The organism is Enterobacter sp. Tr-810 (assembly GCF_011752765.1).
In the GTDB taxonomy this organism is placed as follows: domain Bacteria; phylum Pseudomonadota; class Gammaproteobacteria; order Enterobacterales; family Enterobacteriaceae; genus Enterobacter; species Enterobacter soli.
In genome coordinates, this window is the sequence record NZ_VWWW01000005.1 from 170,367 (window position 1) to 196,444 (window position 26,078).

General features: G+C 54.5%; 24 protein-coding genes and 1 other annotated feature. Of the genes, 14 read left to right on the forward strand and 10 right to left on the reverse strand.

Annotation, left to right across the window (positions count from 1 at the left end):
* The first annotated feature begins 6 nt into the window (after positions 1 to 6).
* Genes creB through creD form a run of 3 tightly spaced genes read left to right on the forward strand, consistent with a single transcriptional unit; the run spans position 7 to position 3,529 of the window.
* Positions 7 to 696, forward strand: coding sequence for a two-component system response regulator CreB (gene creB / locus F3J30_RS15635; protein ID WP_166717834.1), 690 nt, complete (start codon positions 7 to 9; stop codon positions 694 to 696).
* The gene (gene creC / locus F3J30_RS15640; protein ID WP_166717835.1) at positions 696 to 2,120 is read left to right on the forward strand and encodes a two-component system sensor histidine kinase CreC; all 1,425 of its coding nucleotides are present in this window, start codon (positions 696 to 698) and stop codon (positions 2,118 to 2,120) included. Before creB ends, creC begins: the two co-directional genes overlap by 1 nt.
* A 56-nt stretch (positions 2,121 to 2,176) precedes the next feature.
* Positions 2,177 to 3,529: a cell envelope integrity protein CreD gene (creD, locus tag F3J30_RS15645; protein ID WP_166717836.1), complete on the forward strand. Its 1,353-nt coding sequence runs from the start codon at positions 2,177 to 2,179 to the stop codon at positions 3,527 to 3,529.
* Between the two features lie 46 nt (positions 3,530 to 3,575).
* Here the strand turns inward: creD and arcA are convergent, their stop codons facing one another.
* Positions 3,576 to 4,292 carry a two-component system response regulator ArcA gene (arcA, locus tag F3J30_RS15650; protein WP_003856501.1) on the reverse strand — a complete coding sequence of 239 codons (717 nt, stop codon included), beginning with the start codon at positions 4,290 to 4,292 and terminating at the stop codon, positions 3,576 to 3,578.
* Positions 4,293 to 4,387: 95 nt separating this feature from the next.
* Here arcA and yjjY point away from each other — a divergent pair, with 95 nt between their 5' ends.
* From yjjY to F3J30_RS15685, 7 genes are all read left to right on the forward strand, one after another.
* Positions 4,388 to 4,528 (forward strand): protein YjjY, encoded by a 141-nt coding sequence (yjjY, locus tag F3J30_RS15655; protein WP_001541509.1) that lies wholly within the window; start codon positions 4,388 to 4,390, stop codon positions 4,526 to 4,528.
* 399 nt (positions 4,529 to 4,927) lie between these two features.
* Positions 4,928 to 5,614 carry a tRNA/rRNA methyltransferase gene (locus tag F3J30_RS15660; RefSeq protein WP_166717837.1) on the forward strand — a complete coding sequence of 229 codons (687 nt, stop codon included), beginning with the start codon at positions 4,928 to 4,930 and terminating at the stop codon, positions 5,612 to 5,614.
* A 211-nt stretch (positions 5,615 to 5,825) separates the two neighbouring features.
* The gene (gene thrL / locus F3J30_RS15665) at positions 5,826 to 5,894 is read left to right on the forward strand and encodes a thr operon leader peptide (protein ID WP_015572623.1); all 69 of its coding nucleotides are present in this window, start codon (positions 5,826 to 5,828) and stop codon (positions 5,892 to 5,894) included.
* Positions 5,833 to 5,950: a sequence feature (Thr leader region), on the forward strand. (Overlaps the previous gene by 62 nt.)
* A 24-nt stretch (positions 5,951 to 5,974) precedes the next feature.
* Positions 5,975 to 8,437: a bifunctional aspartate kinase/homoserine dehydrogenase I gene (thrA, locus tag F3J30_RS15670; RefSeq protein WP_014068825.1), complete on the forward strand. Its 2,463-nt coding sequence runs from the start codon at positions 5,975 to 5,977 to the stop codon at positions 8,435 to 8,437.
* A gap of 1 nt (position 8,438) precedes the next feature.
* Positions 8,439 to 9,368, forward strand: coding sequence for a homoserine kinase (thrB, locus tag F3J30_RS15675; RefSeq protein ID WP_014068826.1), 930 nt, complete (start codon positions 8,439 to 8,441; stop codon positions 9,366 to 9,368).
* A gap of 3 nt (positions 9,369 to 9,371) precedes the next feature.
* Positions 9,372 to 10,658, forward strand: a complete 1,287-nt coding sequence (thrC, locus tag F3J30_RS15680; RefSeq protein WP_166717838.1) for a threonine synthase — start codon at positions 9,372 to 9,374, stop codon at positions 10,656 to 10,658.
* A 291-nt stretch (positions 10,659 to 10,949) separates the two neighbouring features.
* On the forward strand, positions 10,950 to 11,264 hold the full coding sequence (locus F3J30_RS15685; protein ID WP_014068828.1) for a DUF2502 domain-containing protein: 315 nt from the start codon (positions 10,950 to 10,952) through the stop codon (positions 11,262 to 11,264).
* 34 nt (positions 11,265 to 11,298) lie between these two features.
* Here the strand turns inward: F3J30_RS15685 and yaaA are convergent, their stop codons facing one another.
* Complete coding sequence (gene yaaA, locus F3J30_RS15690; RefSeq protein WP_014068829.1) at positions 11,299 to 12,072, reverse strand: peroxide stress protein YaaA; 774 nt, start codon at positions 12,070 to 12,072, stop codon at positions 11,299 to 11,301.
* A 66-nt stretch (positions 12,073 to 12,138) separates the two neighbouring features.
* The gene (locus F3J30_RS15695) at positions 12,139 to 13,569 is read right to left on the reverse strand and encodes a sodium:alanine symporter family protein (protein ID WP_166717839.1); all 1,431 of its coding nucleotides are present in this window, start codon (positions 13,567 to 13,569) and stop codon (positions 12,139 to 12,141) included.
* 263 nt (positions 13,570 to 13,832) lie between these two features.
* On the opposite strand from F3J30_RS15695, the gene tal reads away from it, so the two are divergent.
* The 3 genes from tal (at position 13,833) to F3J30_RS15710 (ending at position 16,896) form a co-directional block, all read left to right on the forward strand.
* Positions 13,833 to 14,786, forward strand: coding sequence for a transaldolase (gene tal, locus F3J30_RS15700; RefSeq protein ID WP_014068831.1), 954 nt, complete (start codon positions 13,833 to 13,835; stop codon positions 14,784 to 14,786).
* Positions 14,787 to 14,896: 110 nt separating this feature from the next.
* Positions 14,897 to 15,484, forward strand: a complete 588-nt coding sequence (mog, locus tag F3J30_RS15705) for a molybdopterin adenylyltransferase (RefSeq protein WP_166717840.1) — start codon at positions 14,897 to 14,899, stop codon at positions 15,482 to 15,484.
* A gap of 122 nt (positions 15,485 to 15,606) precedes the next feature.
* Positions 15,607 to 16,896 carry an MFS transporter gene (locus F3J30_RS15710; protein WP_014068833.1) on the forward strand — a complete coding sequence of 430 codons (1,290 nt, stop codon included), beginning with the start codon at positions 15,607 to 15,609 and terminating at the stop codon, positions 16,894 to 16,896.
* On the opposite strand, the gene F3J30_RS15715 is transcribed toward F3J30_RS15710, so the two are convergent.
* The 7 genes from F3J30_RS15715 to satP form a co-directional block, all read right to left on the reverse strand.
* On the reverse strand, positions 16,893 to 17,624 hold the full coding sequence (locus F3J30_RS15715) for an ABC transporter permease subunit (protein ID WP_166717841.1): 732 nt from the start codon (positions 17,622 to 17,624) through the stop codon (positions 16,893 to 16,895). The genes F3J30_RS15710 and F3J30_RS15715 overlap by 4 nt on opposite strands.
* Positions 17,625 to 17,665: 41 nt before the next feature.
* The gene (locus tag F3J30_RS15720) at positions 17,666 to 18,580 is read right to left on the reverse strand and encodes an extracellular solute-binding protein (protein ID WP_166717935.1); all 915 of its coding nucleotides are present in this window, start codon (positions 18,578 to 18,580) and stop codon (positions 17,666 to 17,668) included.
* 147 nt (positions 18,581 to 18,727) lie between these two features.
* On the reverse strand, positions 18,728 to 19,864 hold the full coding sequence (locus F3J30_RS15725; RefSeq protein WP_166717842.1) for an ABC transporter substrate-binding protein: 1,137 nt from the start codon (positions 19,862 to 19,864) through the stop codon (positions 18,728 to 18,730).
* Between the two features lie 22 nt (positions 19,865 to 19,886).
* Positions 19,887 to 20,663 carry an ABC transporter ATP-binding protein gene (locus F3J30_RS15730; protein ID WP_014068837.1) on the reverse strand — a complete coding sequence of 259 codons (777 nt, stop codon included), beginning with the start codon at positions 20,661 to 20,663 and terminating at the stop codon, positions 19,887 to 19,889.
* Positions 20,660 to 21,733 carry an iron ABC transporter permease gene (locus F3J30_RS15735; protein WP_166717843.1) on the reverse strand — a complete coding sequence of 358 codons (1,074 nt, stop codon included), beginning with the start codon at positions 21,731 to 21,733 and terminating at the stop codon, positions 20,660 to 20,662. Before F3J30_RS15735 ends, F3J30_RS15730 begins: the two co-directional genes overlap by 4 nt.
* A 182-nt stretch (positions 21,734 to 21,915) precedes the next feature.
* Positions 21,916 to 23,175, reverse strand: a complete 1,260-nt coding sequence (locus F3J30_RS15740) for a chloride channel protein (RefSeq protein WP_166717844.1) — start codon at positions 23,173 to 23,175, stop codon at positions 21,916 to 21,918.
* Between the two features lie 108 nt (positions 23,176 to 23,283).
* Positions 23,284 to 23,850: an acetate uptake transporter gene (satP, locus tag F3J30_RS15745; protein ID WP_166717845.1), complete on the reverse strand. Its 567-nt coding sequence runs from the start codon at positions 23,848 to 23,850 to the stop codon at positions 23,284 to 23,286.
* Between the two features lie 296 nt (positions 23,851 to 24,146).
* Between satP and dnaK the strand changes: the two genes are divergently transcribed.
* Complete coding sequence (gene dnaK / locus F3J30_RS15750; protein WP_014068841.1) at positions 24,147 to 26,060, forward strand: molecular chaperone DnaK; 1,914 nt, start codon at positions 24,147 to 24,149, stop codon at positions 26,058 to 26,060.
* Positions 26,061 to 26,078: the final 18 nt, after the last annotated feature.

Consider the following 26,078-nt stretch of genomic DNA (forward strand, 5'->3'; position numbering starts at 1 on the left):
CGAATCATGCAGCAACCTGTAGTCTGGCTGGTTGAAGACGAAATCAGCATCGCCGATACGCTTATCTACATGCTCCAGCAGGAAGGATTCGCGGTGAAGGCGTTTGAGCGCGGTTTGCCGGTGCTGGAAGAGGCGCGGCGGCAGGTTCCTGCGCTGGCTATTCTGGACGTCGGCTTGCCGGATATCAGCGGCTTTGAACTCTGTCGCCAGCTACTGGCGCTGCATCCGTCGCTGCCAGTGCTGTTTCTGACGGCTCGCAGTGATGAAGTGGACAAACTCCTCGGCCTGGAAATGGGCGCGGATGACTACGTTGCCAAACCTTTCTCGCCGCGTGAAGTGTGCGCCCGGGTAAGGACAATCCTGCGACGGATGCAAAAATCTGCCGCGCCCTCTGAAATCGTGCGAATCGGGCAGTTCGAGCTGAACGAGCCTGCGGCCCGAATCAGCTGGTGCGGAGAGCCTCTGCTGCTGACCCGCTACGAGTTCCTGCTGCTCAAAACGCTATTGCAGGCGCCGGGGCGCGTGTTTTCGCGCCAACAGCTTATGGATAAAGTCTGGGGTGACGACGGCGACAGTTTTGATCGTACCGTAGATACCCATATCAAAACCCTGCGTGCCAAGCTGCGGGCGGTGAATGACACGCTTTCGCCCATCAGCACCCATCGCGGAATGGGCTACAGTCTGGGGCTTTATTAATGCGCATTGGAATGCGGCTGCTGCTTGGGTATTTCCTGATCGTCGCCATCGCCGCGTGGTTCGTGTTGTCGATCTTCGTCCAGGAAGTGAAGCCCGGCGTGCGCAGAGCAACGGAAGGCACGTTGATCGATACCGCGACGTTGCTGGCCGAAGTCGGGCGGGATGATTTGCTCTCGGGTAATGCACAGCAGGGCAAACTGGCGCAGGCGTTTTCACAGCTTCATCAGCAGCCATTTCGCGCCAACATTGGCGGCATTCACAAAGTCCGCAACGAATATCATGTCTACATGACCGACGCGCAGGGCAGGGTGGTGTTTGATTCCGCCGGTCTGGCCGTAGGGAAAGATTACTCCCGCTGGAACGACGTCTGGCTGACGCTGCGTGGTGAATACGGTGCGCGCAGCACCCTGAGCATCCCTGACGACCCGGAGAGTACGGTGATGTACGTTGCCGCGCCGGTCAGGGATCAGGGCAAGATTATCGGCGTGCTCTCGGTCGGGAAACCGAATATGGCAATGGCTCCCGTGATCCACCGTAGTGAACGGCGGATACTGTGGGCAGGTGGCGCGCTGCTCGGCATTGCGTTGCTGATTGGCCTGGCGGTTGCGTGGTGGATTAACCGTTCGATTGGCACCTTGTCACGCTATGCTGACTCGGTGACCACCGATGCGCCGCTGCCGTTACCCAATCCGGGGAGCAGTGAACTGCGCAAGCTGGCGCAGGCGCTGGAAAATATGCGCATCCGTCTGGAGGGGAAAAACTACATTGAACACTATGTCCATGCGCTCACTCACGAGCTGAAAAGCCCAATTGCCGCCATTCGTGGGGCGGCCGAAATTCTCACAGAGCAACCTCCGCCGCAGGTGGCCGCGCGGTTTATTGACAATATCCTGGTGCAAAACGCGCGTATGCAGTCGCTGGTGGAAAAGCTGCTCACGCAGGCGCGGCTTGAAAACCGGGTGGAGATTGTGCCGGTGAGTGTCAGTGTTGATACGCTGTTTACGCGCCTGGCTGACACGCGCGCAGCAATGCTGGCGGCGAAAAATATTACGCTTATCTGTGACAACACTTCCCTCAGTGTCGCGGGCGATCCGGACCTTCTCGAACAGGCGCTGGGCAATTTACTGGATAACGCTATCGATTTTACACCGCCGGGTGGCGCCATTAGCCTGATTGCGCGCGAAGCACAAAAGCAGGTGCAGCTTATTGTGACCGATAGCGGAAGTGGGATCCCGGACTATGCGCTGGCGCGCGTTTTTGAACGCTTCTATTCACTGCCGCGTGATAACGGGCTGAAGAGTAGCGGGCTGGGGCTGGCATTTGTTCAGGAGGTGGCTCGTCTGCATCAGGGCGAGATAACGTTGCACAACCGGGAAGAGGGAGGCGCTATTGCGACGCTGACACTTCACCCTCACTTCACATAACTTCAAACTGGCCCCACATAGCCTCGTTACGCTCTCTTCATCACAAAGGAGACGTAATGATGAAATCCCCCCTGTTCTGGAAAGTAAGCACCCTGCTGGGGTGCATCCTGCTGCTGTTAGTTCCGCTGTTTATGGTCAGTAACCTGATTTCGGAGCGCGAGAGCTACCGCAATGACGTTGAAAATACCCTTCGCCAAAGCACTAGCGGACCACAAAAACTGGTTGGCCCGCTGATTGCCATTCCGGTAACGGAGATTTTTTACAAGCTTGAAGATGAGAAGCAGGTTGAATACAAGAAAAGTTATCTGCATTTCATTTTGCCGGAGTCCCTGCTTGTTGATGGCAATCAGCATGTTGAGTCCCGGAGCATCGGCATTTATGACGGGCAGATCTGGAATACGGATCTGAAAATCAAAGTGCAATTCTCAACAGAAAAAATGGCGCAGCTGAAAGGGGAAACCATGACCCTCGGACAGCCATTTATCATGGTCGGGGTTGGGGATTCTCGCGGAATTGGTACGGTGAAGGTGTCAAAAATTAACGGTGAGACGCTGAGCGTTGAGCCGGGTTCGGGCGTTTACGGGGCACTTTCCGGTATCCATATCCCGCTGACGGATAAAGCGCTGGAAGCGAAAACCTTTACGCTGGAGATGTCACTGAATCTGGCAGGAACCGGCAGTTTTGCCGTGGTGCCGGTCGGTCGTAACAGTGAATTGACGCTTACCAGCAACTGGCCGCATCCGGGATTTATGGGTGATTACCTGCCGGTTAAGCACACGATTAGCGAAACGGGTTTCCAGGCGAACTGGCAGAGCAGTTGGTTTGCAAACAATATGGAGAACTGGTTTAGCGAACAACCGTCACCCGAATGGCGCGGCATTCCGGCCTTCAGCGTCACGGTTGCTACGCCTGCGGATCAATACCAATTGACCGACCGTGCCGTGAAGTACGCTATTTTGCTGATTGTGCTGACGTTTATGGCCTTCTTTGTCTTCGAAACCTTAACCGGTCTGCGTCTGCATCCGATGCAGTACCTGCTGGTGGGGCTCTCACTGGTCCTGTTCTATCTGGTGCTGCTTGCCTTGTCTGAACATGTCGGGTTTGGCCCCGCATGGATTATTGCAAGCCTGGTGGGGGCGGCGATGAACGGGATGTATTTGCAGGCGGTACTGAAAAGCTGGCAGAGAAGCGGGGTGTTTGTCCTGGCATTGCTGGGGCTGGATATGGTGATGTGGTTCCTGCTGCGTTCAGAAGACAGCGCGCTGCTGTTGGGGTCTGCGGTTCTGGCGCTCGCACTGTTCGCGGTGATGTACCTGACGCGCCACTTCGACTGGTACTCGCTTTCTCAACCTAAGCATCCGAAGCCGCCCGCAGAGCCGGATGATGAAGCAATGCGGATCTGGAAATAAAAAAACGGCGCGTTAAGCGCCGTTTTTTAATTCGTTATGTACAGGATCACTCCTGTAAGTCACCGCAGAAACGATAGCCTTCACCATGGATGGTGGCGATGATTTCTGGTGTATCTGGCGTTGATTCGAAGTGTTTACGAATACGACGGATAGTCACATCGACGGTACGGTCATGAGGCTTCAGCTCGCGACCGGTCATTTTCTTCAGCAGCTCAGCACGGGACTGGATCTTGCCTGGGTTTTCGCAGAAGTGCAGCATGGCGCGGAATTCACTGCGCGGCAGCTTGTACTGCTCACCGTTCGGGCTGATCAGGGAACGGCTGTTGATATCGAGTTCCCAGCCATTAAATTTGTAGCTGTCTACGCTACGACGCTCTTCGCTGACCGTACCCAGGTTCATGGTGCGGGACAGCAAGTTGCGTGCACGAATGGTTAACTCGCGAGGATTAAACGGTTTGGTGATATAGTCATCCGCACCGATTTCCAGGCCAAGAATTTTATCAACTTCGTTGTCACGGCCTGTCAGGAACATTAACGCAACGTTCGCCTGTTCACGCAGTTCGCGCGCCAGAAGAAGGCCGTTTTTGCCCGGCAGGTTGATATCCATAATGACCAGGTTGATATCATTTTCAGAAAGGATCTGATGCATCTCTGCGCCATCGGTCGCTTCAAAGACATCGTAGCCTTCTGCTTCGAAAATGCTCTTTAACGTGTTGCGTGTTACCAACTCGTCTTCAACGATAAGAATGTGCGGGGTCTGCATGTTTGCTACCTAAATTGCCAACTAAATCGAAACAGGAAGTACAAAAGTCCCTGACCTGCCTGATGCATGTCGCAAATTAACATGACCGGCCTAACGTGACTAAAGTACGTAATTGCGTTCTTGATGCACTTTCCATCAACGTCAACAACATCATTAGCTTGGTCGTGGGTACTTTCCCTTTGGACCCGACAGTGTCAAAAACGGCTGTCATCCTAACCATTTTAACAGCAACATAACAGGCTAAGTGACACCGGACACCCAATAAAACTACGCTTCGTTGACATATATCAAGTTCAATTGTAGCACGTTAACAGTTTGATGAAATCATCGTATCTGAATGCTAGCCTTTGTCACAATTTTTCAATAAACCAACTAGTTGCGGACATTGATTGATAAACAACACGAATCCAATCATTAAAGGGTATTCACACGGCCATTATCATTACAAAACATAAGGATAAGAGGGTTCTGTTAACATTCTAACTGATTGTTCAGTCACAAAATAGTTTAGCGATTTTAATTTGTTAAGAAACGCTATTTCGGTGATTTGTGTTGCAAATTTGTAAATTCGTGCTGCGTAATATGTTGAAGTGCATCACATTTTTACCCGCTAACTGATTAAAAAGAGAGCATAAATGCATCTGTCGATTGTGCTGGTAGCCCCAGCAAGAGCAGAAAATATAGGCGCTGCGGCGCGTGCCATGAAGACCATGGGTTTTACCGATTTGCGTATTGTGGACAGCACGGCGCACCTGGAACCCGCAACCCGTTGGGTTGCACATGGATCAGGCGATATTATCGATAATATAACGACTTACGACACTCTGGCGGATGCGCTGCACGACATTTCCTTCACCGTTGCGACCACCGCGCGCAGCCGGGCGAAGTTTCATTACTACGCGACACCAGCCGAACTGGTGCCATTGCTGGCTGAAAAAAGCGAATGGCTGACGAAAGCGGCGCTGGTGTTTGGCCGCGAAGATTCGGGATTAACCAACGAAGAGCTGGATCTGGCCGATGTACTGACCGGGGTGCCGATGGTTGCTGATTATCCGTCGCTGAATTTAGGGCAGGCGGTAATGGTCTACTGCTATCAATTAGCATCCTTAATGCAAACCACACCGGCTCAGATAACGGGCACCGATGAAAATCAGCTGATGGCGTTACGCGCCCGTTTGCAGAATTTGTTAACGGCACTGGACGTGGCCGACGATCAAAAAATGGCTGACTGGTTGCATCAGCGTCTGGGGCGTCTTGAGCAGCGAGACACAGCAATGTTGCATCGTTTGCTTCATGATATTGAAAAAAAATTAGCCGAGTAAAATGCTGTCATAAGTTTTTACTATGGCGAATGTGTCTGTCTGGAAGGGTTGCATTCGGGAGAATCGGATGAAAATAAATCTGCAAGCAGCGGGAGACGAGAGTGTCCCGAATTGTGATCAAATTAAAAATTCATTGACTTAAGGGGCCCGATCCTTTAACCCTAAAAGAATACAGCACAGACAGATAATAATTACAGAGTACACAACATCCATGAAACGCATCAGCATCACTACCATTACCACAACCATCATCATTACCACAGGTAACGATGCGGGCTGACGCGTACAGGAAAAACAAAAAAAAGCCCGCACCTAAACAGTGCGGGCTTTTTTTTCGGCTATAGGAAACGAGGTAATCCCATGCGAGTGTTGAAGTTCGGCGGTACATCAGTGGCAAATGCAGAACGTTTTCTGCGTGTTGCCGATATCCTGGAAAGCAACGCCAGGCAGGGGCAGGTTGCAACCGTGCTCTCTGCCCCGGCGAAAATCACAAATCACCTGGTGGCGATGATTGAAAAAACCATCGGTGGCCAGGATGCACTCCCGAACATGAGTGACGCAGAGCGGATCTTCGCCGAGCTGCTTCAGGGGCTGGCCGATGCGCAGCCTGGCTTCCCGCTCGCGCAGCTGAAAGCCTTCGTCGAACATGAATTTGCCCAGATCAAACATGTCCTGCACGGCATCAGCCTGCTGGGTCAGTGCCCGGATGGCATCAATGCGGCATTGATCTGCCGCGGCGAGAAGCTCTCCATCGCCATTATGGCGGGTCTGCTGGAAGCGCGCGGTCATAACGTCACGGTTATCGACCCAGTCGAAAAACTGCTGGCAGTAGGTCATTACCTCGAATCTACTGTTGATATTGCCGAATCTACCCGCCGTATTGCCGCAAGCAAAATTCCGTCTGACCACATGATCCTGATGGCCGGTTTTACCGCCGGGAACGAGAAGGGCGAGCTGGTGGTGCTGGGGCGTAACGGCTCTGATTACTCTGCTGCCGTGCTGGCGGCCTGTTTACGCGCCGACTGTTGCGAAATCTGGACTGACGTCGACGGCGTTTATACCTGCGACCCGCGCCAGGTTCCTGATGCCAGATTGCTTAAATCGATGTCGTATCAGGAAGCCATGGAGCTGTCCTACTTCGGCGCCAAAGTGCTTCACCCGCGTACCATCTCTCCGATTGCCCAGTTCCAGATCCCTTGCCTGATTAAAAATACCGGTAACCCGCAAGCGCCAGGTACGCTGATTGGTGCGAGCACTGACGAAGACGGCCTGCCGGTGAAAGGCATTTCTAATCTGAACAACATGGCGATGTTCAGCGTGTCCGGCCCGGGCATGAAAGGCATGGTTGGCATGGCGGCTCGTGTGTTCGCGGCAATGTCGCGCAATGGTATTTCCGTTGTGTTGATTACCCAATCCTCTTCCGAGTACAGCATCAGCTTCTGTGTGCCTCAGGGCGACTGCCTGCGCGCTCGTCGTGCGCTGGAAGACGAATTCTATCTGGAGCTGAAAGAAGAGTTGCTGGAGCCGCTGTCCATCCAGGAGCGTCTGGCCATTATCTCCGTGGTGGGTGATGGGATGCGTACCCTGCGCGGCATTTCCGCCAAATTCTTTGCGGCGCTGGCGCGCGCCAATATCAACATCGTGGCGATTGCTCAGGGTTCGTCAGAGCGCTCCATCTCCGTGGTGGTTGATAATGATGATGCCACCACCGGCGTTCGCGTTGTCCACCAGATGCTGTTCAACACCGATCAGGTGATTGAGCTGTTCCTGATTGGCGTGGGCGGTGTTGGCGGCGCGCTGCTGGAGCAGGTAAAGCGTCAGCAGGCATGGCTAAAGAAGAAACATATTGATTTGCGCGTTTGCGGTATCGCGAACTCGAAAGCCCTGTTGACCAACGTCCACGGCCTGAATCTGGAAAACTGGCAGGGCGAGCTGAGTGATGCAAAAGAGCCTTTCAACCTGGGGCGTCTGATCCGCCTGGTGAAAGAGTATCACCTGCTAAACCCGGTGATTGTTGACTGTACCTCGAATCAGGCCGTAGCGGATCAATACGCTGACTTCCTGCGTGAAGGATTCCACGTGGTCACGCCGAACAAAAAGGCCAACACCTCGTCGATGAATTATTACCATCAGCTGCGTCTGGCGGCGAGCAAGTCACGCCGCAAGTTCCTCTACGATACCAACGTGGGCGCAGGGCTGCCGGTTATCGAGAACCTGCAAAACCTGCTGAACGCCGGTGATGAACTGCAACGTTTCTCTGGCATCCTTTCTGGTTCGTTGTCGTTTATCTTCGGTAAGCTGGATGAAGGCATGAGCCTGTCGGAAGCGACGCGTGCGGCGCGTGAGCTGGGCTACACCGAGCCGGATCCGCGCGATGACCTTTCCGGAATGGACGTGGCGCGTAAGCTGCTGATCCTGGTTCGTGAAACCGGACGCGAGCTGGAACTTTCAGATATCGTGATTGAACCTGTGTTGCCGGCAGAATTTGATGACAGCGGCGATGTCAGCACCTTTATGGCCCGTCTGCCGCAACTTGATGATGCATTTGCTGCGCGTGTTGCGAAAGCCCGTGATGAGGGTAAGGTATTGCGCTATGTTGGCAACATTGAAGATGACGGCGTTTGCCGCGTGAAGATTGCTGAAGTAGATGGCAACGATCCGCTATTCAAAGTCAAAAACGGCGAGAACGCCCTGGCGTTTTACAGCCACTATTATCAGCCATTACCGTTGGTGCTTCGCGGTTATGGCGCGGGGAACGATGTTACAGCTGCGGGCGTATTTGCCGACCTGCTTCGTACCCTGTCATGGAAGTTAGGAGTTTAACATGGTGAAAGTTTATGCCCCGGCTTCCAGCGCCAATATGAGCGTCGGATTTGATGTGCTGGGTGCGGCGGTAACGCCGGTTGATGGCTCGCTGCTGGGCGATACGGTGACGGTTGAGACGGCTGACAGTTTTAGCCTGAATAACGTGGGCCGTTTTGCCAACAAGCTTCCGGCCGACCCGCGCGAAAACATCGTTTATCAGTGCTGGGAAAGATTCTGTCAGGAGATCGGTAAAAACGTGCCGGTCGCCATGACGCTGGAAAAAAGTATGCCGATTGGCTCCGGGCTTGGCTCGAGCGCGTGTTCGGTGGTGGCTGCCCTGGTGGCCATGAATGAACACTGCGGCAAACCGCTGAACAATAATCGTCTGCTGGGGTTAATGGGCGAGCTGGAAGGGCGTATCTCCGGCAGCATTCACTATGACAACGTCGCGCCGTGTTTCCTTGGTGGAATGCAGTTGATGATTGAAGAAAATGGCATCATCAGCCAGCAGGTGCCAGGGTTTGATGAATGGCTGTGGGTGCTGGCTTATCCAGGTATTAAAGTCTCGACCGCAGAAGCGCGCGCGATCCTGCCTGCGCAGTACCGTCGTCAGGACTGTATTGCTCACGGGCGTCATCTGGCTGGCTTTATTCATGCCTGTTACACCCGTCAGCCGCAGCTTGCGGCAAAATTGATGAAAGATGTGATCGCCGAACCGTATCGCACCAAACTGCTGCCTGGCTTTAACGAAGCGCGCCAGGCATCGCTGGATATCGGCGCGCAGGCGTGCGGTATCTCCGGCTCTGGCCCGACGCTGTTCGCATTATGCGATAACCCAGACACCGCGCAGCGCGTGGCGGACTGGCTCTCTAAACACTACCTGCAAAATCAGGAAGGCTTTGTTCATATTTGCCGTCTGGACACGGCTGGCGCACGAGTACTGGGATAAATAATGAAACTCTACAACCTTAAAGATCATAACGAGCAGGTCAGCTTCGCACAGGCGGTAACGCAGGGCCTGGGCAAAAACCAGGGGCTGTTTTTCCCCCACGACCTGCCGGAATTTCCGCTGACCGATATCGATGAACTGCTGAAGCAAGACTTTGTCACCCGCAGCGCCAAAATCCTGTCTGCGTTTATCGGCGACGAAATCCCGCAAGAGCTGCTGGAAGAGCGTGTGCGTGCGGCGTTCGCCTTCCCGGCGCCGGTTAACCACGTAGAGCCTGATGTGGGCTGCCTTGAGCTGTTCCACGGCCCGACTCTGGCCTTTAAAGACTTCGGCGGCCGCTTTATGGCGCAGATGCTGACGCACATCAGTGGCGACAAACCGGTGACCATTCTGACCGCGACCTCTGGTGATACAGGCGCCGCTGTGGCCCATGCGTTCTATGGCCTGAAAAATGTCCGCGTCGTTATCTTGTATCCGAAAGGTAAAATCAGCCCGCTTCAGGAAAAACTGTTCTGTACCCTTGGCGGTAACATCGAAACGGTAGCGATTGACGGCGATTTTGATGCTTGTCAGGCGCTGGTTAAACAAGCTTTCGATGATGAAGAGTTGAAAGTCGCTCTGGGTTTGAACTCGGCGAACTCCATCAACATCAGCCGCCTGCTGGCGCAGATTTGCTACTACTTCGAAGCCGTCGCGCAACTGCCGCAGGAAGCCCGTAACCAGCTGGTGATCTCTGTCCCAAGCGGTAACTTTGGCGACCTGACGGCTGGTCTGCTGGCGAAATCTCTGGGCCTGCCGGTGAAGCGCTTTATCGCAGCAACCAACGCGAACGACACCGTGCCGCGCTTCCTGGAAGACGGCAAATGGGCGCCAAACGCGACCCAGGCAACGCTGTCTAACGCCATGGACGTCAGCCAGCCAAACAACTGGCCGCGTGTGGAAGAGCTGTTCCGCCGTAAAGTGTGGCGTTTGGGCGATCTCGGCTATGCCGCGGTGACGGATGAAACCACCAAAGCCACCATGCGTGAGCTGAAAGCGGTGGGGTATACCTCTGAGCCGCACGCCGCTATCGCTTACCGCGCGCTACGCGACCAGCTGAACCCGGGCGAATATGGTCTGTTCCTGGGGACCGCGCATCCGGCGAAGTTCAAAGAGAGCGTGGAAGAGATTCTGGGTGAAACCCTGCCGCTGCCAAAAGAGCTGGCGGATCGCGCCGACCTGCCGCTGCTGTCTCACGAACTGCCAGCGGACTTTGCCGCGCTGCGTAAGTTGATGATGACCCGAGCGTGATTTTTGTCGGGTGGCGGCTACGCCTTACCCGACCTACAACTGCTCTGAACGTAGGCCGGGTAAGCGCAGCGCCACCCGGCAATAGCAGCACTGAACCGAGGCCGGGTGAGCGAAGCCGCCACCCGGCTTTTTTATGGAGAAATTAAGGAGAAAATAAGCAGTAAAAATGCAGGAATTCCCACTAAATGCGGTCGCTCAGAGATTAGGATTGCAGAGAATAACAACCCCGGTTCCCCTCACGTAATCTCCTTACATCGGCCCACGTTGGGCAAGAATAATAAGGAGTCACCTATGTCTAAACTGAAACCTGCACTCATCGCGCTTTCACTGATGCTGGTCGCTCCCATGGCGGTACAGGCAGCTGAAATCACACTCGTGCCTGCGGTAAAACTGCAAATTGGCGACCAGGATAACAACGGACACTACTGGGATGGTGGCCGCTGGCGCGACCATGACTGGTGGAAGGCGCACTATGACTGGCGTGATAACCACTGGCGCCCGCATGATGAGCATCGCGATCATGATGATCACCGCGACCGTCACGATGATCGTCATGATGACCGCCACGACGACCGTGGCCCAGGGCCAGAGTGGAAGCACCACTAATTAAAAACCCCCGCCATCTGGCGGGGGTTTTGCTTTACTGCTCGTGACGTTTAAACACCATCTCGCCTTTCCCTGACGCTTCTTCGTCAAAGAAATACCCTTCGCTGTTAAACCCGGTGAGTTGTTCGGGCTTTGTCAGACGGTTTTGAATAATAAAGCGGCTCATCAACCCGCGCGCTTTCTTGGCGTAGAAGCTGATCACTTTAAACTTGCCGTTTTTCTCATCCAGGAAGACAGGCTTGATAATTTGGGCATCCAGCTTTTTCGGCTTCACCGATTTGTAGTACTCATCGGAGGCCAGGTTGATCACGATGTTATCGCCCTGCGCGTGTAACGCCGCATTCAGTTTGTCGGTAATGATATCGCCCCAGAAATGGTACAGGTCTTTACCTTTGGCATTTTCCAGGCGGATACCCATCTCCAGGCGATATGGTTGCATCAGATCCAGCGGGCGCAGCACGCCATACAGGCCAGAGAGCATACGCAGGTGCTGCTGGGCAAAATCGAAATCGGCTTCGCTAAACTCTTCCGCCTGTAAACCGGTATAAACATCACCTTTGAAGGCCAGCAGCGCCTGGCGCGCATTGGTCGGGGTGAAATCCGGGTGCCATTCGTGAAAACGCGTGGCGTTCAGATCGGCGAGTTTGTCGCTGATGCTCATCAGCGTGGCAATTTGTGGCGCAGAGAGCTTACGAGCCTCATGAATCAGCTGTTGCGAATAGTCCAGCAGTTCAGGCTGGGTATAACGCTCAGTGGCAAGAGGGCTCTGGTAATCGAGCGTTTTTGCAGGTGAAATCAGAATCAGCATATCCAGTCCTTGCAGGAAATTTAGAGCGACTTTAGCAAAAAATCGCCCTGAATTGATCGATAGCTGTTATCGCCGGGGCAAATCATCCCAGCTGCCCGGGGCGATTTGCGCTTCAATTTCGGGGTAGCGCGAGGCATCAAACACCGGCTGAACGCCAAGCTTGCGCTGGCGAAGGTAATCGCGGGCGATAAGCGTAACCACCGGAGAGAGCAGCAAAATAGCCGTCAGGTTAGTGATCGCCATCAGCGCCATAATGACATCGGCCAGCTGCCAGACCAGCGGCAGGCTGAGTAAAGAGCCCGCCATCACCATCAACACGACCCCGATACGTAGCAGCCACAGAGTACCGCGCGAGTCACGCCTGAGGAAAATGAGGTTGTTCTCGGCATAGAGGTAATTGACGACTATCGAGCTGAAGGCAAACAGGATAACAATAACCGAGACAAAACCTGCCCCCCAACTGCCAGAAAGATTCACCAGCGCCTGCTGAACCAGTTGAATGCCCGCGGCCCCGGGCGTGTGCGACATTGGGCCTGCCAGCAGCACAATCATGGCGCTGGCGGAGCAAATAATAATGCTATCCGTGAACACGCCAATCATCTGCACGATACCTTGCGCAGCGGGGTGAGGGGGCCAGGACGCCGCGGTGGCGGCGGCATTTGGCGTTGACCCCATACCGGCTTCGTTCGAGAACATTCCCCGCTGAAAGCCTGCCGTCAGCGCCTGGCTAATGGTATAACCCAGGGCGCCAGAGGCCGCTTCCCGCCAGCCGAAGGCACTCTGGAAAATAGTCGTAATCACTTTCGGCACCATGCTGAGGTGCGTGGCCACCACGAACAGGCTTGCCGCTACCCACAGAAGTGCCATTATCGGTACCAGCCATTGCATCAGACGGGCAACACCCTTCAGACCCGTGGTGATGGTCAGCAAAATGAAAATCGCCAGCGCCGCGCCTGTTAACCATTCCGGGCACTGGAAGGCGTAACGCATCGCATGGGCCACGGAGTTGGCCTGCACGGTGTTGAAAATCAGCCCGTAGGCGATGAGCAAAAAGACAGAAAACAGCACGCCCATCCAGCGCATTCCCAGTCCCCGGGCCATATACCACGCCGGGCCACCGCGAAACTGGCCGCTTTTGTCCTTCTCTTTGTAGAGCTGGGCGAGGGAGCATTCGGCAAAAGAGGTCGCCATGCCGATAATCGCCGTGACCCACATCCAGAACACCGCGCCGGGGCCGCCGGCGCTAATCGCCAGCGCCACGCCCGCCAGGTTGCCACTGCCAACCCGAGCCGCAAGGCTGGTACACAGCGCCTGGAACGACGTTAATCCTCCCGGTTGCGGGGTGATACTGTTTTTCAGACTTTTGCCAAACTTGCGAATATAACGAAACTGGATAAAACCGCTGCGCAGCGTAAACCATATACCTGCTCCCAGCAGCAGGTATATCATTATCGAACCCCAGAGGATTTCGTTGATAAATGAGAGAAAATCAGGCATTAACGTCCCTCTTGTTGATGCCAATGTGAATATGTAAGCGCTACCACTGATTGACCATGCTGTTACTTAGCACGCTGTTAATATTCCGAGTTTATCATACTATGGCTAAGCGCACTGTCTGCGGTTGCGCTACCTTTCCACCGTGTTATCATCAGAGGCAGACCGGTTACATCCCCCTAACAAGTAAACCTGTCATTTTTCCGCTGCTGGCAAGCTGTCGGTAGTGTGAATTATCCAGGGCACGTTAAAAGAGAAACACTATCATGACGGATAAATTAACCTCCCTTCGTCAGTTCACCACTGTAGTAGCTGACACCGGAGATATCGCGGCAATGAAGTTGTACCAGCCGCAGGATGCCACAACTAACCCTTCTCTGATCCTTAACGCCGCGCAGATCCCTGAGTATCGCAAACTGATCGACGACGCTGTGACCTGGGCGAAAGGCCAGAGCAACGATCGCGCGCAGCAGGTTGTGGATGCAACTGACAAACTGGCTGTAAACATCGGTCTGGAAATCCTGAAACTGGTTCCGGGTCGTATCTCTACTGAAGTTGATGCGCGTCTGTCCTACGACACCGAAGCGTCAATCGCGAAAGCAAAACGCCTGATCAAAATGTACAACGATGCTGGCATCAGCAACGACCGTATCCTGATCAAACTGGCTTCTACCTGGCAGGGCATCCGCGCTGCTGAGCAGCTGGAAAAAGACGGCATCAACTGTAACCTGACGCTGCTGTTCTCCTTCGCGCAGGCACGTGCATGTGCGGAAGCAGGCGTGTACCTGATTTCTCCGTTCGTGGGCCGTATTCTGGACTGGTACAAAGCCAACACCGACAAGAAAGAGTATGCACCTGCTGAAGATCCAGGCGTGGTTTCTGTGACTGAAATCTACGAATACTACAAACAGCACGGCTACGAGACTGTGGTTATGGGCGCAAGCTTCCGTAACGTCGGTGAAATCATCGAGCTGGCTGGCTGTGACCGCCTGACTATCGCACCTGCTCTGCTGAAAGAGCTGGCAGAAAGCGAAGGCGCGCTGGAGCGTAAACTGTCCTACACCGGTGAAGTGAAAGCACGCCCAGAGCGCATCACTGAATCCGAGTTCCTGTGGCAGCACAACCAGGACCCAATGGCTGTAGACAAACTGGCGGACGGTATCCGTAAGTTTGCAGTAGACCAGGGTAAACTGGAAAAAATGATCGGCGACCTGCTGTAATCATTGCGCGTGGCCGGGCTCCCGGTCACGCTACTTCTTTTGTACCCTGTCTGAATCTCCCCTCTGCGTGTATCATTCCCTTTAATCAGTACTTTTTGAATGGAATGGATATGAATACCTTACGCATCGGCTTAGTGTCGATTTCTGACCGCGCCTCCAGCGGTGTTTATCAGGACAAAGGCATCCCCGCTCTGGAAGAGTGGCTGGGCAGTGTGCTGACCACCCCGTTTGAAATCCAGACCCGTTTAATCCCTGACGAACAGCCGATCATTGAGCAGACGCTGTGCGAGCTGGTGGATGAGATGAGTTGCCACCTGGTGCTGACCACAGGCGGTACTGGCCCTGCGCGCCGCGACGTTACCCCGGATGCCACTCTGGCGATTGCCGACCGTGAAATGCCGGGCTTTGGTGAACAGATGCGTCAGATAAGCCTGCACTTTGTGCCAACGGCTATCCTCTCCCGCCAGGTGGGCGTGATCCGCAAGCAGGCATTGATCCTGAACCTGCCGGGCCAGCCGAAATCGATCAAAGAGACGCTGGAAGGGGTAAAAGCCGAAGATGGCAGCGTGGTCGTGCATGGGATCTTCGCAAGTGTACCGTATTGTATACAGCTGCTGGATGGCCCTTATGTGGAAACCGATGCCAAAGTTGTAGCAGCATTTCGCCCTAAAAGCGCACGTCGCGAAACAATCTCCTGAAATTAACAAATATGTGACATTAGCTACAGCCAGGATAGCGTGCAGATAGATTTACGGTATAGTAATTTTTTCTTTACGATCGCCGTAAATATAATTCCACTACTCTGAACACATGGCACGCTATGTCACATAACACCCGACCTCTGAACCGACAGGATTATAAAACGCTCACTCTTGCTGCTCTTGGCGGGGCGCTGGAGTTTTATGATTTCATCATCTTTGTCTTCTTCGCCGCCGTGGTGGGGGAGCTGTTCTTCCCGGCTGATATCCCTGAGTGGCTGCGCCAGGTGCAAACCTTTGGCATTTTTGCGGCCGGGTATCTTGCGCGTCCGCTGGGCGGCATTGTGATGGCCCACTTTGGCGATCTGGTCGGGCGTAAGAAGATGTTTACGCTCAGCATTCTGCTGATGGCCGTACCGACGCTTGCCATCGGCCTGCTGCCAACCTATGCCTCGATGGGCCTTGTTGCTCCTCTGCTGCTGTTGCTGATGCGAATCCTTCAGGGCGCCGCAATTGGCGGTGAAGTGCCTGGCGCATGGGTGTTTGTGGCAGAACATGTCCCGGCGCGTCGTATCGGTATTGCCTGCGGGACGTTAACCGCAGGGTTGACCGTTGGGATACTGCTGGGTTCGGTTGTCGCGACGATTATCAACACCAGCATGACGCAGCAGGCTGTTCACGACTGGGGCTGGCGAATTCCGTTCCTGCTGGGCGGGGCCTTTGGTCTGGTGGCAATGTATCTGCGCCGCTGGTTGCAGGAAACACCTATCTTCCTCGAAATGCAGCAGCGTAAAGCGCTGGCTCAGGAGCTACCGGTAAAAGCGGTGGTGGTGCGTCATAAGAAAGCGGTTGTGGTCTCGATGCTGCTGACCTGGCTGTTGTCGGCGGGCATTGTGGTGGTGATTTTGATGTCTCCGGTCTGGCTGCAAAAACAGTACGGCTTTGCGCCTGCGGTAACGCTTCAGGCCAACAGTATCGCCACCATTATGCTCTGCTTCGGCTGTCTCGCCGCCGGACTTGCCGTTGACCGGATTGGCGCCAGCCTGACCTTTATCGTTGGCAGCCTGCTTCTGGCCGCGTCAAGCTGGGCGTTCTACCATCTTGCGGGAAGCCATCCTGAGCAGCTGTTCTTGCTGTACGGCGTGGTGGGATTATGCGTTGGCGTCGTGGGTGCTGTGCCGTATGTGATGGTGCGCGCCTTCCCGCCGGAAGTGCGCTTCACCGGTATTTCATTCTCGTATAACGTTTCTTATGCCATCTTCGGCGGGTTGACGCCCATTGCCGTGACGGTGCTGATGGGCGTCTCGCCGATGGCACCTGCCTGGTATGTCCTGGCGCTCTCGGTGATGGGGCTGGTGTTAGGTTTCTGGCTGCGTCAGAAACCGGTTGAAGCGCCAGTGCTGGCCCGTTAAACCTGCTTTCGCTCCCTTGCTGCCCGTTTGCCCAGCACAAAGCAGAGCATCGGCAGGGGAAGCGTCACGATAAGCAGCATCCACAGCAGGGTATATACGGCGTCCACACCGTCGTTTTGCAGGTTGGTGTAGAGTTTCACCGGTATTCCCTGCGGGAAGTACGCAAAAATCATCACGATGCCAAACTCGCCCACGGCACGTACCCAGGCAAGCGTGGTTGCTGACGCAAGGCCGGGCAGGGCCAGCGGCAGGGTCAGAAAGCGAAAGCGATTCCAGCCCGACGCCCCCAGCGTTTGCCCCGCTTCGAGAATATTTTTAGGCACCGTTGCGAAGGCCGAACGCGCCACCACGATAAAGTAAGGCAATGCGCCATAAACCTGCGCCAGCACAAAGGCGGCAGGATTGTTTACCAGTGTTGCGCCAAGCAGCGACAGCCACCGGCCAAACACTCCGTAGGGCCCGAACGCCGATACCAGCAAAATCCCCATCGCCAGCGGCGGAGTGAGCAGCGGGATCATCACCAGCAGTTCGCCAATGATCCGCCTGCGCCCGGTGGCCTGAGAAAGCCACCATGCCACCGGAATGCCAATAATGATGATTATCGCCAGCGCCAGAATGCCAAGCCCCATCGATACGGCAATGGCATTGTCGTCCCGCCAGGCCAGCTGCAAGTGCCGCCACGGCGTGACGCTCACAAGCGTAATGAAGGGAATGCAGAGCAACAGCATCGCGGGCAGTGAAAGCCAGCCCGCGACCCAGCCCGGACGTCTTAGCGGGCGTATACGCTATCTCCTTTCGGTGCAGCGTAACCGAACGTTTTGAAGACTTTCTGGCCTTCTGCGCTCTGCATAAAGGTGACGAACTTCTGCCCTTGTTCCACACCGTTTGGCGCGTTTTTCAGTACCGCTGCGTAGAACACCATTGGCTGAGTATGGAGTACCTGATCCTGGCCTTTACTGTCCTTAATAGTGAAGCTGACGGTGTCATACCATTGCTTCGCCATGGCCGGGTTGCTCAGGTTAATTTCGTCCGGCAGGGCGACATACGGCAGATGTGCAGAGCGGACTTCACTTTCATAGCCTGCCGCAGCATCCACCTGGCCGCTTTCAAGGCGCGCTAACAGACCGCCTTCCTGATGGGTTTGCTCCGGGTTTTGCAGTGAGCCTAAGACCTTATCGGCGATGCCTGGCATGTTGTAGTACTTCTCGGCCAGCATCAGGGTGAAGACAATATTCTGGCCTTTCGGATCAACATACGGATCGGTGCGGCCAAAAGAGACATCTTTTTGCGCCAGCAGATTCAGCCAGGAGCCATCTTTTTTCTGGCTGGCTTGTTCAAACTGAGCCGCGTGTTTGCCCTTCGGACTGTAGGCCACCACCATGCTGGTGCTGGCAACCGGTACGGCATCGTCAATCAGCCCGGCGTCTTTGAGGATCTGCATGGGCCCAGGGGTGATAGAGACGAACACGTCGGCCTCGATTTTGTGGCTTGCCAGCAGGCGCGCCATCCCGTACGCACCCTGGCCCTGACCCTGGTATTCACCGTTGTCTGCTTTGGCGAAGGCCGGGCCTAAGCCCTGATCCATAACCTTGCCCATTGAACCGGCGTAGGTCACGCGGATGTCTTTCGCCAGCGCCACGGACGACATTTGCAGCAGCGCAACCGCTGCCAGGGCGTACTTCATTTTTCCATTAGCCATAAAATTATCTCGTTATATATTATTTTGCATAACGAGTGTCCTGGAAAGGTGTAGCGATGACAATGCTTGCGTGGGCGTTGTTGAGATTAGGTTGATGAAACGCAAAAAGCCGGGCGGATGCCCGGCTTTTTGTTAGTGCGAAGGGGTATAGCTCAGGACGATGTTGTCATCCGGGATGTGGGTGAAGTTTGTGATGATCGCGTGGTAATCCGCCAGCGGGTCAACATCCTTAAACAGCGTTGGATAGAAGATTTTGCTCAGTGTCTCAATCGCCACGATGTTGTACGGGTTGTTATAGAAGTGATGGTAGAGCGCCCCGGTATGGCCGGCAGCTACCGCCGGAATGCTGGCAACACCCTGGCGCGCCACTAAGGCATTAAACGCCGTTGCTACGTCGCCTGCCGGTACGTTATAGCCAAACGGGATAATCGCCGTGCCTTTACCCGGGCGTTTAGAGCCGGTCATCAGGTAGTAATCCGGGTTCAGGGAGATAATTTTTTCCACGGAAATATTACCGGTAGCCCCTGGCAGCAGCTGTGAGCCAATGTTCGTGCCGCCAGCGGCTTCAACCAGCCCACCCCAGCCGTTGCGCGCGTGAGTGAAGCAGCAGCCGTTATCCAGCCCGCCGACACCCGCGATAGGTTCGATAAAGACCAGCGGCTTTTTGCTGACGTTCGCCAGGCGCTGGTGGATTTTATCCAGACGCTGTTGATAGAAATCGATATACGCCTGCGCGCGGTCGGTCTGGCCCATGACCTTGCCCAGTAAAGCAATGCTCGGCAGAGTGTTCTGCACCGGATGCAGTTCGTAGTCGACGAAGACTACCGGGATATGCAGCGCCTCAAGCTTCGCCAGCACGCCGGTCTGCACCAGCGACGGTTTAGCGCGAAGCTGGGCGATCATCAGGTCAGGCTGGCGGGAGATCACCGTTTCCAGATCCACATTTCCCTGGTCGGAAAACTTCATGTCGAGGATCTTTTCTGCTTCCGGCCATTTACGCTTCAGCACGTTCCAGGTTTCGGTGTCCTGTTTTTTCGGCAGGTTGTTCCACGCCACCACTTTGGCGAACGGGTTGTCGCGCTCCAGCAGGGCAAGGGTGAAAATGTCGCGACCATCCTGCAAAATGATGCGCTGCGGCTCGTGCTCAATGGTTACTGAGCGGTTATCAAGATCCTTCACCGTCACCGGCCAGTTCTGCGCCTGGGCGAGCAGTGGCGAAAGCAACAGTGCCAGACCGCCTGCGGCAGCGATGATTTTTTTTAGCGTCATGTTTTCCCCGTCTTCTTTTTTCTTATGGTGTTAATCCGTCGACCACCACATGCGGTAGCCCACGGGAACAGTATTCAACCCGACCATCCACGCCATACACGCGCGCCAGGCTGGCTGGCGTGACCACTTCGCCAGGCACTCCACTGGCAATCAGCTCGCCGCTTTTGAGCATCAGGGCATATTCGGCGTGGCGCAGCGCAATATTGATGTCGTGGATAACCACAACGGTGACGATATTGCGTTGCCGCGTTTCCCGGGCAACGATATCCATCACATGAAACTGGTAGTTAAGATCCAGCGCGCTTAAGGGTTCATCCAGCAACAGTAAATCCGGCTCGCGGATCAGCGACTGGGCCAGGCCTATCAGCTGTTTCTGCCCGCCAGAAAGCTGGTCAAGGAAGCTCATTGCCAGATGCGCAACGCCCAACTTGTCGAGAATGGAATAGGCTTCCTGCTCAACGTTATGGCCCGCGCTATTACCGCTGGCCCGTTTCGCCACAATCACCGATTCCAGCGCGTGCAGATGCACGCCCTGAGGTAAAGACTGCGGCAGGTAAACCACCTTTTGCGCCCGCTTTGCCGATGGCAGCGTCATCAGGTCTTCGCCGTTAAGCAGCAGTTTCCCCTCGGCGGGGTTTAAGTCAGCCAGTGCACGCAGCAGCGTTGATTTGCCTGAGCCGTTTGGCCCCAGCAGGGCGGTTATTTTCCCGCGAGGGAGTAGCGGAGTCGTTAACCCATCAATGATCTTTTTCTTGCGATAACCCGTGTGCAGGTCGAGTACGCGAAGGCCGTCGGTCATACGTTCCCCCGGTTACGAATAATGATGCTAAGGAAGAACGGTACGCCAACCAGTGAGGTCACAATGCCTACGGGGATAATGACGCCGGGAACGATGTTCTTGGAAAATACTGACGCCAGAGAGAGCACCAGCGCGCCAATCAGCATACTGCCGGGCAGGTAAAACCGGTGATCTTCACCGAACATCATGCGCGAGATATGCGGCGCGACCAGGCCAATAAAACCGACCGGCCCCACGAAGGCCACCGTTAAGGCAGAGATAATGCTGATGCGTAACAACGTCGTCATGCGCAGCTTTTTCACGTTGATACCAAAGCTGACGGCGCGATCTTCACCCAGACGCAGGGCGGTAAGCTTCCAGGCGTTTTTCAGCGACAACGGCACAATAATCACCAGCGCTACGCCCAGAATGGCAAGCTTATCCCAGGAGGCGCGGGCCAGGCTGCCCATCGTCCAGAAGACCAGCCCTTGCAGGGTATCTTCGCTGGCCACAAATTGCAGGATGGAAATCAGGGCGTTAAATGTAAACACCAGCGCGATGCCAAACAACACCACGCCGGAGGTTGCCACCCTCGTCCAGCGGCTGATGCCATCGAGAATAAAACAGGCAAGCAGCGCAAAGACAAAGGCATTGGCGGGAATAAACCACTTATCGGCAATGCCGGGAATACCCAGACCCAGCACAATTGCCAGCGCGGCACCAAATGAGGCGGCAGAAGAGACGCCAAGCGTAAACGGGCTGGCGAGCGGGTTATTCAGGATGGTTTGCATTTCCGCCCCGGCAAGCCCCAGCGCCATACCCACCGCGATAGCCATCAGAGCAAATGGCAGACGAATGTCCCAGACAATGACGCGTGTGCCGGCATCGGCGGCGGCGGAATTGACCAGCGTATGCCAGAGCGTAGAAACGGAGATACCAGACGGCCCGATGGTGAAATCAAGGAGCAGTGAGCAAATAATGAGGGTAAACAGAACGCCTGCCAGCGCGAAGCGTCTGACGAGAATTTTACGGTAATGTAACGCGACAGTAGTTTCGCCAGACTGATTGCTGGCGGCAAGGCTGGAATTCATCAGATAACCTTATGCAACACAACAGAATCGTTTTATCCCTCTAACGTTCCTTTACGGGTGCTGCCTGATATCCAATATCCGGGATCTGCCAGGCAACACTAATCGCAATGATAATGCTTATCAATTAAATGGAGTGATTATTCGAATTCCGTTTAATAATCGTTGTTTTTGTGATTAAAAAATCAACTCTTTTGCCAGCATTCAAGCTGCCTGCTGGTCATGTACGCACCTGTTACACAGAGCGCGAGCGGGACTAAAAAACTATGATCCATCCGGGTAAACTCCATCATCAGCGTAATGGCCGTCACGGGCATTTGCATGGAGGCAGACAGGAATCCTGCTGCGCCAGTCAGTGCAAAACCGGCCATATCACTGCCCGGAAATAGTCTGCCCAATACAATAAATAACAGCGAACCGAGTAGCGCGCCAATCGTCAGGCCAGGCGTCAGTAAACCCCCTTCGGCACCACCACGTAATACCGCCCAGATAACAAAGATTTTGATGCACACAATCGCCAGCGCCAGTTGCAGCGTCACACTGCCGTCGAGGGTTAACTGCGTCGGGCCTTTGCCGTTACCGGGCAACTGCGGGAACCATATTGATAATGCGCCCAGTGCGGCAAAGGCGACCAGGCTGAAAACGGGCATTTGCCAGTTGCTGCGCACTTTGCTGCGCGCCCGCTGCGTGAGGCGGCGGAAAAGAAAGGCCGCGGCCCCCATTATCGGGCCGGACAGCGCGCCCCAGAAAACCAGCGAGGTCGAGGCAAGTTCGGTGGTGAAGCGATACTGATGCTCATCGCCAAGCCCGAGGGTGGCAATCCAGGCTGCCAGGGCTGATGTGACTACTGCCGCAATCGCGGCGTCCCAGCTAAAGCTGACCAGCAGGACTTCAAGGGTAAATACGGCACCTGCCAGCGGAACATTATACACCGCTGCAAGCCCGGCTCCGGCACCGCAGGCAATCATCAGTTGAATATCGGTAGGGGTAAGCCGCAGATAACGTGCGACGCCGCCTGCAAAGAGCGACCCCACTTCCCGTGGCGCAACTTCTCGTCCGAGCGGGGAGCCCATCGCCACGGTGATGATTTGCAGCAGGGCGTGAATTAAGGTGGTGATGCCAGGCATGGGTTTGCCGGGATCTTTTACCGCGGCACTGATGCTCACGCGTTTTTTGCCATAGCGACCGAGCAACCACCACCCGCACCCGGCAACGATACCCGCGCTCAGAATCACAAAAAACCGGCGCCGGGCGCTGGCATCGGTCACGCCCTGTAAAAAGGTCTGTGGGCCAGTCAGGCTGTCACGGCTGTAGCCGTAGGCCAGGTGTTGAATTTCGTGAAGCAGTAGAGCGAGCAGCATCCCGCCAAGGCCTGCCAGGACTCCGGTGAGAAGAAGAGCGGCCCAGCGTTGCAGCCAGTAAGTTCGGGTTGGAAGGGTTGTCATGATGCGTTGTCTTTATGAAAGGCGGTAAGCCCATCATTTCACAACGTACTTTAACGGAAAATCAATCGGAGCGGGGATTTCGTGCCCGCGAGCGGGCACGAAAGGGGATCAGTGTTTTTCACCAATCGGCAGAACGGTACGACCAAACTGCTCGTTCAGGACTTCGCCCATTGCCAGGTAGATAGCGCTCGCGCCACACACCAGGCCAATCCAGCCAGCAACGTGAACGATGCCTTCGTTATCCACCAGGTGACCAATCGCCAGCAGGGCGAACAGCACGGTCAGGCTCAGGAAGACGAACTGAAGTGCGCGGTTAGCCTTCAGGGTACCGAAGAACATGAACAGGGTGAATACGCCCCACAGGCCCAGATAGACGCCCAGGAAGTGCGCGTTAGCGGCATCTGCCAGGCCCATTTTAGGCATCAGCAGAATGGCGACCAGGGTCAGCCAGAAAGAACCGTAAGAGGTAAAGGCGGTTAAACCGAAGGTATTGCCTTTTTTATATTCCAGCAGACCCGCGAAGATTTGTGCGATACCGCCGTAAAAAATGCCCATCGCCAGGATAATGCCATCCATCGGGAACATCCCGATGTTGTGCAGGTTCAGCAGGATGGTGGTCATGCCAAAACCCATCAGGCCCAGCGGAGCCGGATTAGCCAACTTAGTGTTGCCCATAAGTCCTCAAAAAAATCATCATTAATATGGTGAAATGGTTAAACCCGCGTCAATTCTCCCTGACGGGGCGCGGCATCATAATGGGCGCAATCGATGCCGTCTATGATCTAATCAGGGTGAAATTAAAAATTTTTTTATCCTTCCCCCTTGATGGATGCTGTTGCGACCCCATCTTGTAAGCAACCGCAGTGTGTGGACCTGAAAAAAATCAAATCTGGGCAGTTGAAAAAGCACGTTCTGCCCTTATTACAGGTACACAACCACATGTTGACTGAATTTTTAGTGGAGACGTTTAGATGGGTAAAATTATTGGTATCGACCTGGGTACTACCAACTCTTGTGTAGCGATTATGGACGGCACTACTGCACGCGTGCTGGAGAACGCCGAGGGCGATCGCACCACGCCTTCTATTATTGCTTATACCCAGGATGGTGAAACTCTGGTTGGTCAGCCGGCTAAACGTCAGGCAGTGACAAACCCGCAAAACACCCTGTTTGCGATTAAACGCCTGATTGGCCGCCGCTTCCAGGACGAAGAAGTACAGCGTGATGAAGCCATCATGCCGTACAAAATCATCGGTGCTGACAACGGTGATGCATGGATTGATGTTAAAGGTCAGAAAATGGCACCACCGCAGATCTCTGCTGAAGTGCTGAAAAAAATGAAGAAAACGGCTGAAGATTACCTGGGCGAACCGGTAACTGAAGCGGTTATCACCGTTCCTGCATACTTCAACGATGCTCAGCGTCAGGCAACCAAAGATGCTGGCCGTATCGCAGGTCTGGAAGTAAAACGTATCATCAACGAACCAACCGCAGCGGCACTGGCCTACGGTCTGGATAAAGAAGTTGGCAACCGTACTATCGCGGTTTACGACCTGGGTGGTGGTACCTTCGATATCTCTATTATCGAAATCGACGAAGTTGATGGCGAAAAAACCTTTGAAGTTCTGGCAACCAATGGTGATACCCACCTGGGTGGTGAAGACTTCGATAGCCGTATGATCAACTACCTCGTTGACGAGTTTAAGAAAGATCAGGGCATTGACCTGCGTAACGACCCGCTGGCAATGCAGCGCCTGAAAGAAGCCGCTGAGAAAGCGAAGATCGAACTGTCTTCCGCTCAGCAGACCGACGTGAACCTGCCGTACATCACCGCAGACGCGACCGGTCCAAAACACATGAACATCAAAGTGACTCGTGCGAAACTGGAAAGCCTGGTAGAAGACCTGGTGAACCGTTCTATCGATCCACTGAAAGTTGCACTGCAAGATGCTGGCCTGTCTGTGTCCGACATCCAGGACGTTATCCTGGTAGGTGGTCAGACTCGTATGCCAATGGTCCAGAAGAAAGTGGCTGAGTTCTTTGGTAAAGAGCCACGTAAAGACGTTAACCCGGACGAAGCTGTTGCTATCGGTGCAGCGGTTCAGGGCGGCGTGCTGACCGGTGAAGTTAAAGACGTACTGCTGCTGGACGTTACCCCGCTGTCTCTGGGTATCGAAACCATGGGCGGTGTGATGACTGCGCTCATCAACAAAAACACCACCATCCCAACGAAGCACAGCCAGGTGTTCTCTACCGCTGAAGACAACCAGTCTGCGGTAACCATCCATGTGATTCAGGGTGAGCGTAAGCGTGCGTCTGATAACAAGTCTCTGGGTCAGTTCAACCTGGACGGTATCAGCCCGGCACCACGCGGAATGCCGCAGATCGAAGTGACTTTCGATATCGATGCTGACGGTATCCTGCACGTGTCTGCAAAAGACAAAAACAGCGGTAAAGAGCAGAAGATCACCATCAAGGCATCTTCTGGCCTGAACGAAGCAGAAATCGAAAAAATGGTTCGCGATGCTGAAGCTAACGCTGAATCCGACCGTAAGTTCGAAGAGCTGGTTCAGACCCGTAACCAGGGTGACCATCTGCTGCACAGCACCCGTAAGCAGGTTGAAGAAGCAGGCGATAAACTGCCAGCGGAAGATAAAACTGCTATCGACGCTGCACTGAGCGCGCTGGAAACTTCCCTGAAAGGTGAAGACAAAGCGGACATCGAAGCGAAGATGCAGGAGCTGGCACAGGCTTCTCAGAAGCTGATGGAAATCGCACAGCAACAGCACGCACAACAGCAGGCGGGCGCTGATGCTTCTGCGAACAACGCGAAAGACGACGACGTTGTCGATGCTGAGTTCGAAGAAGTGAAAGACAAAAAATAATCGCCCTTTGAACGGGTA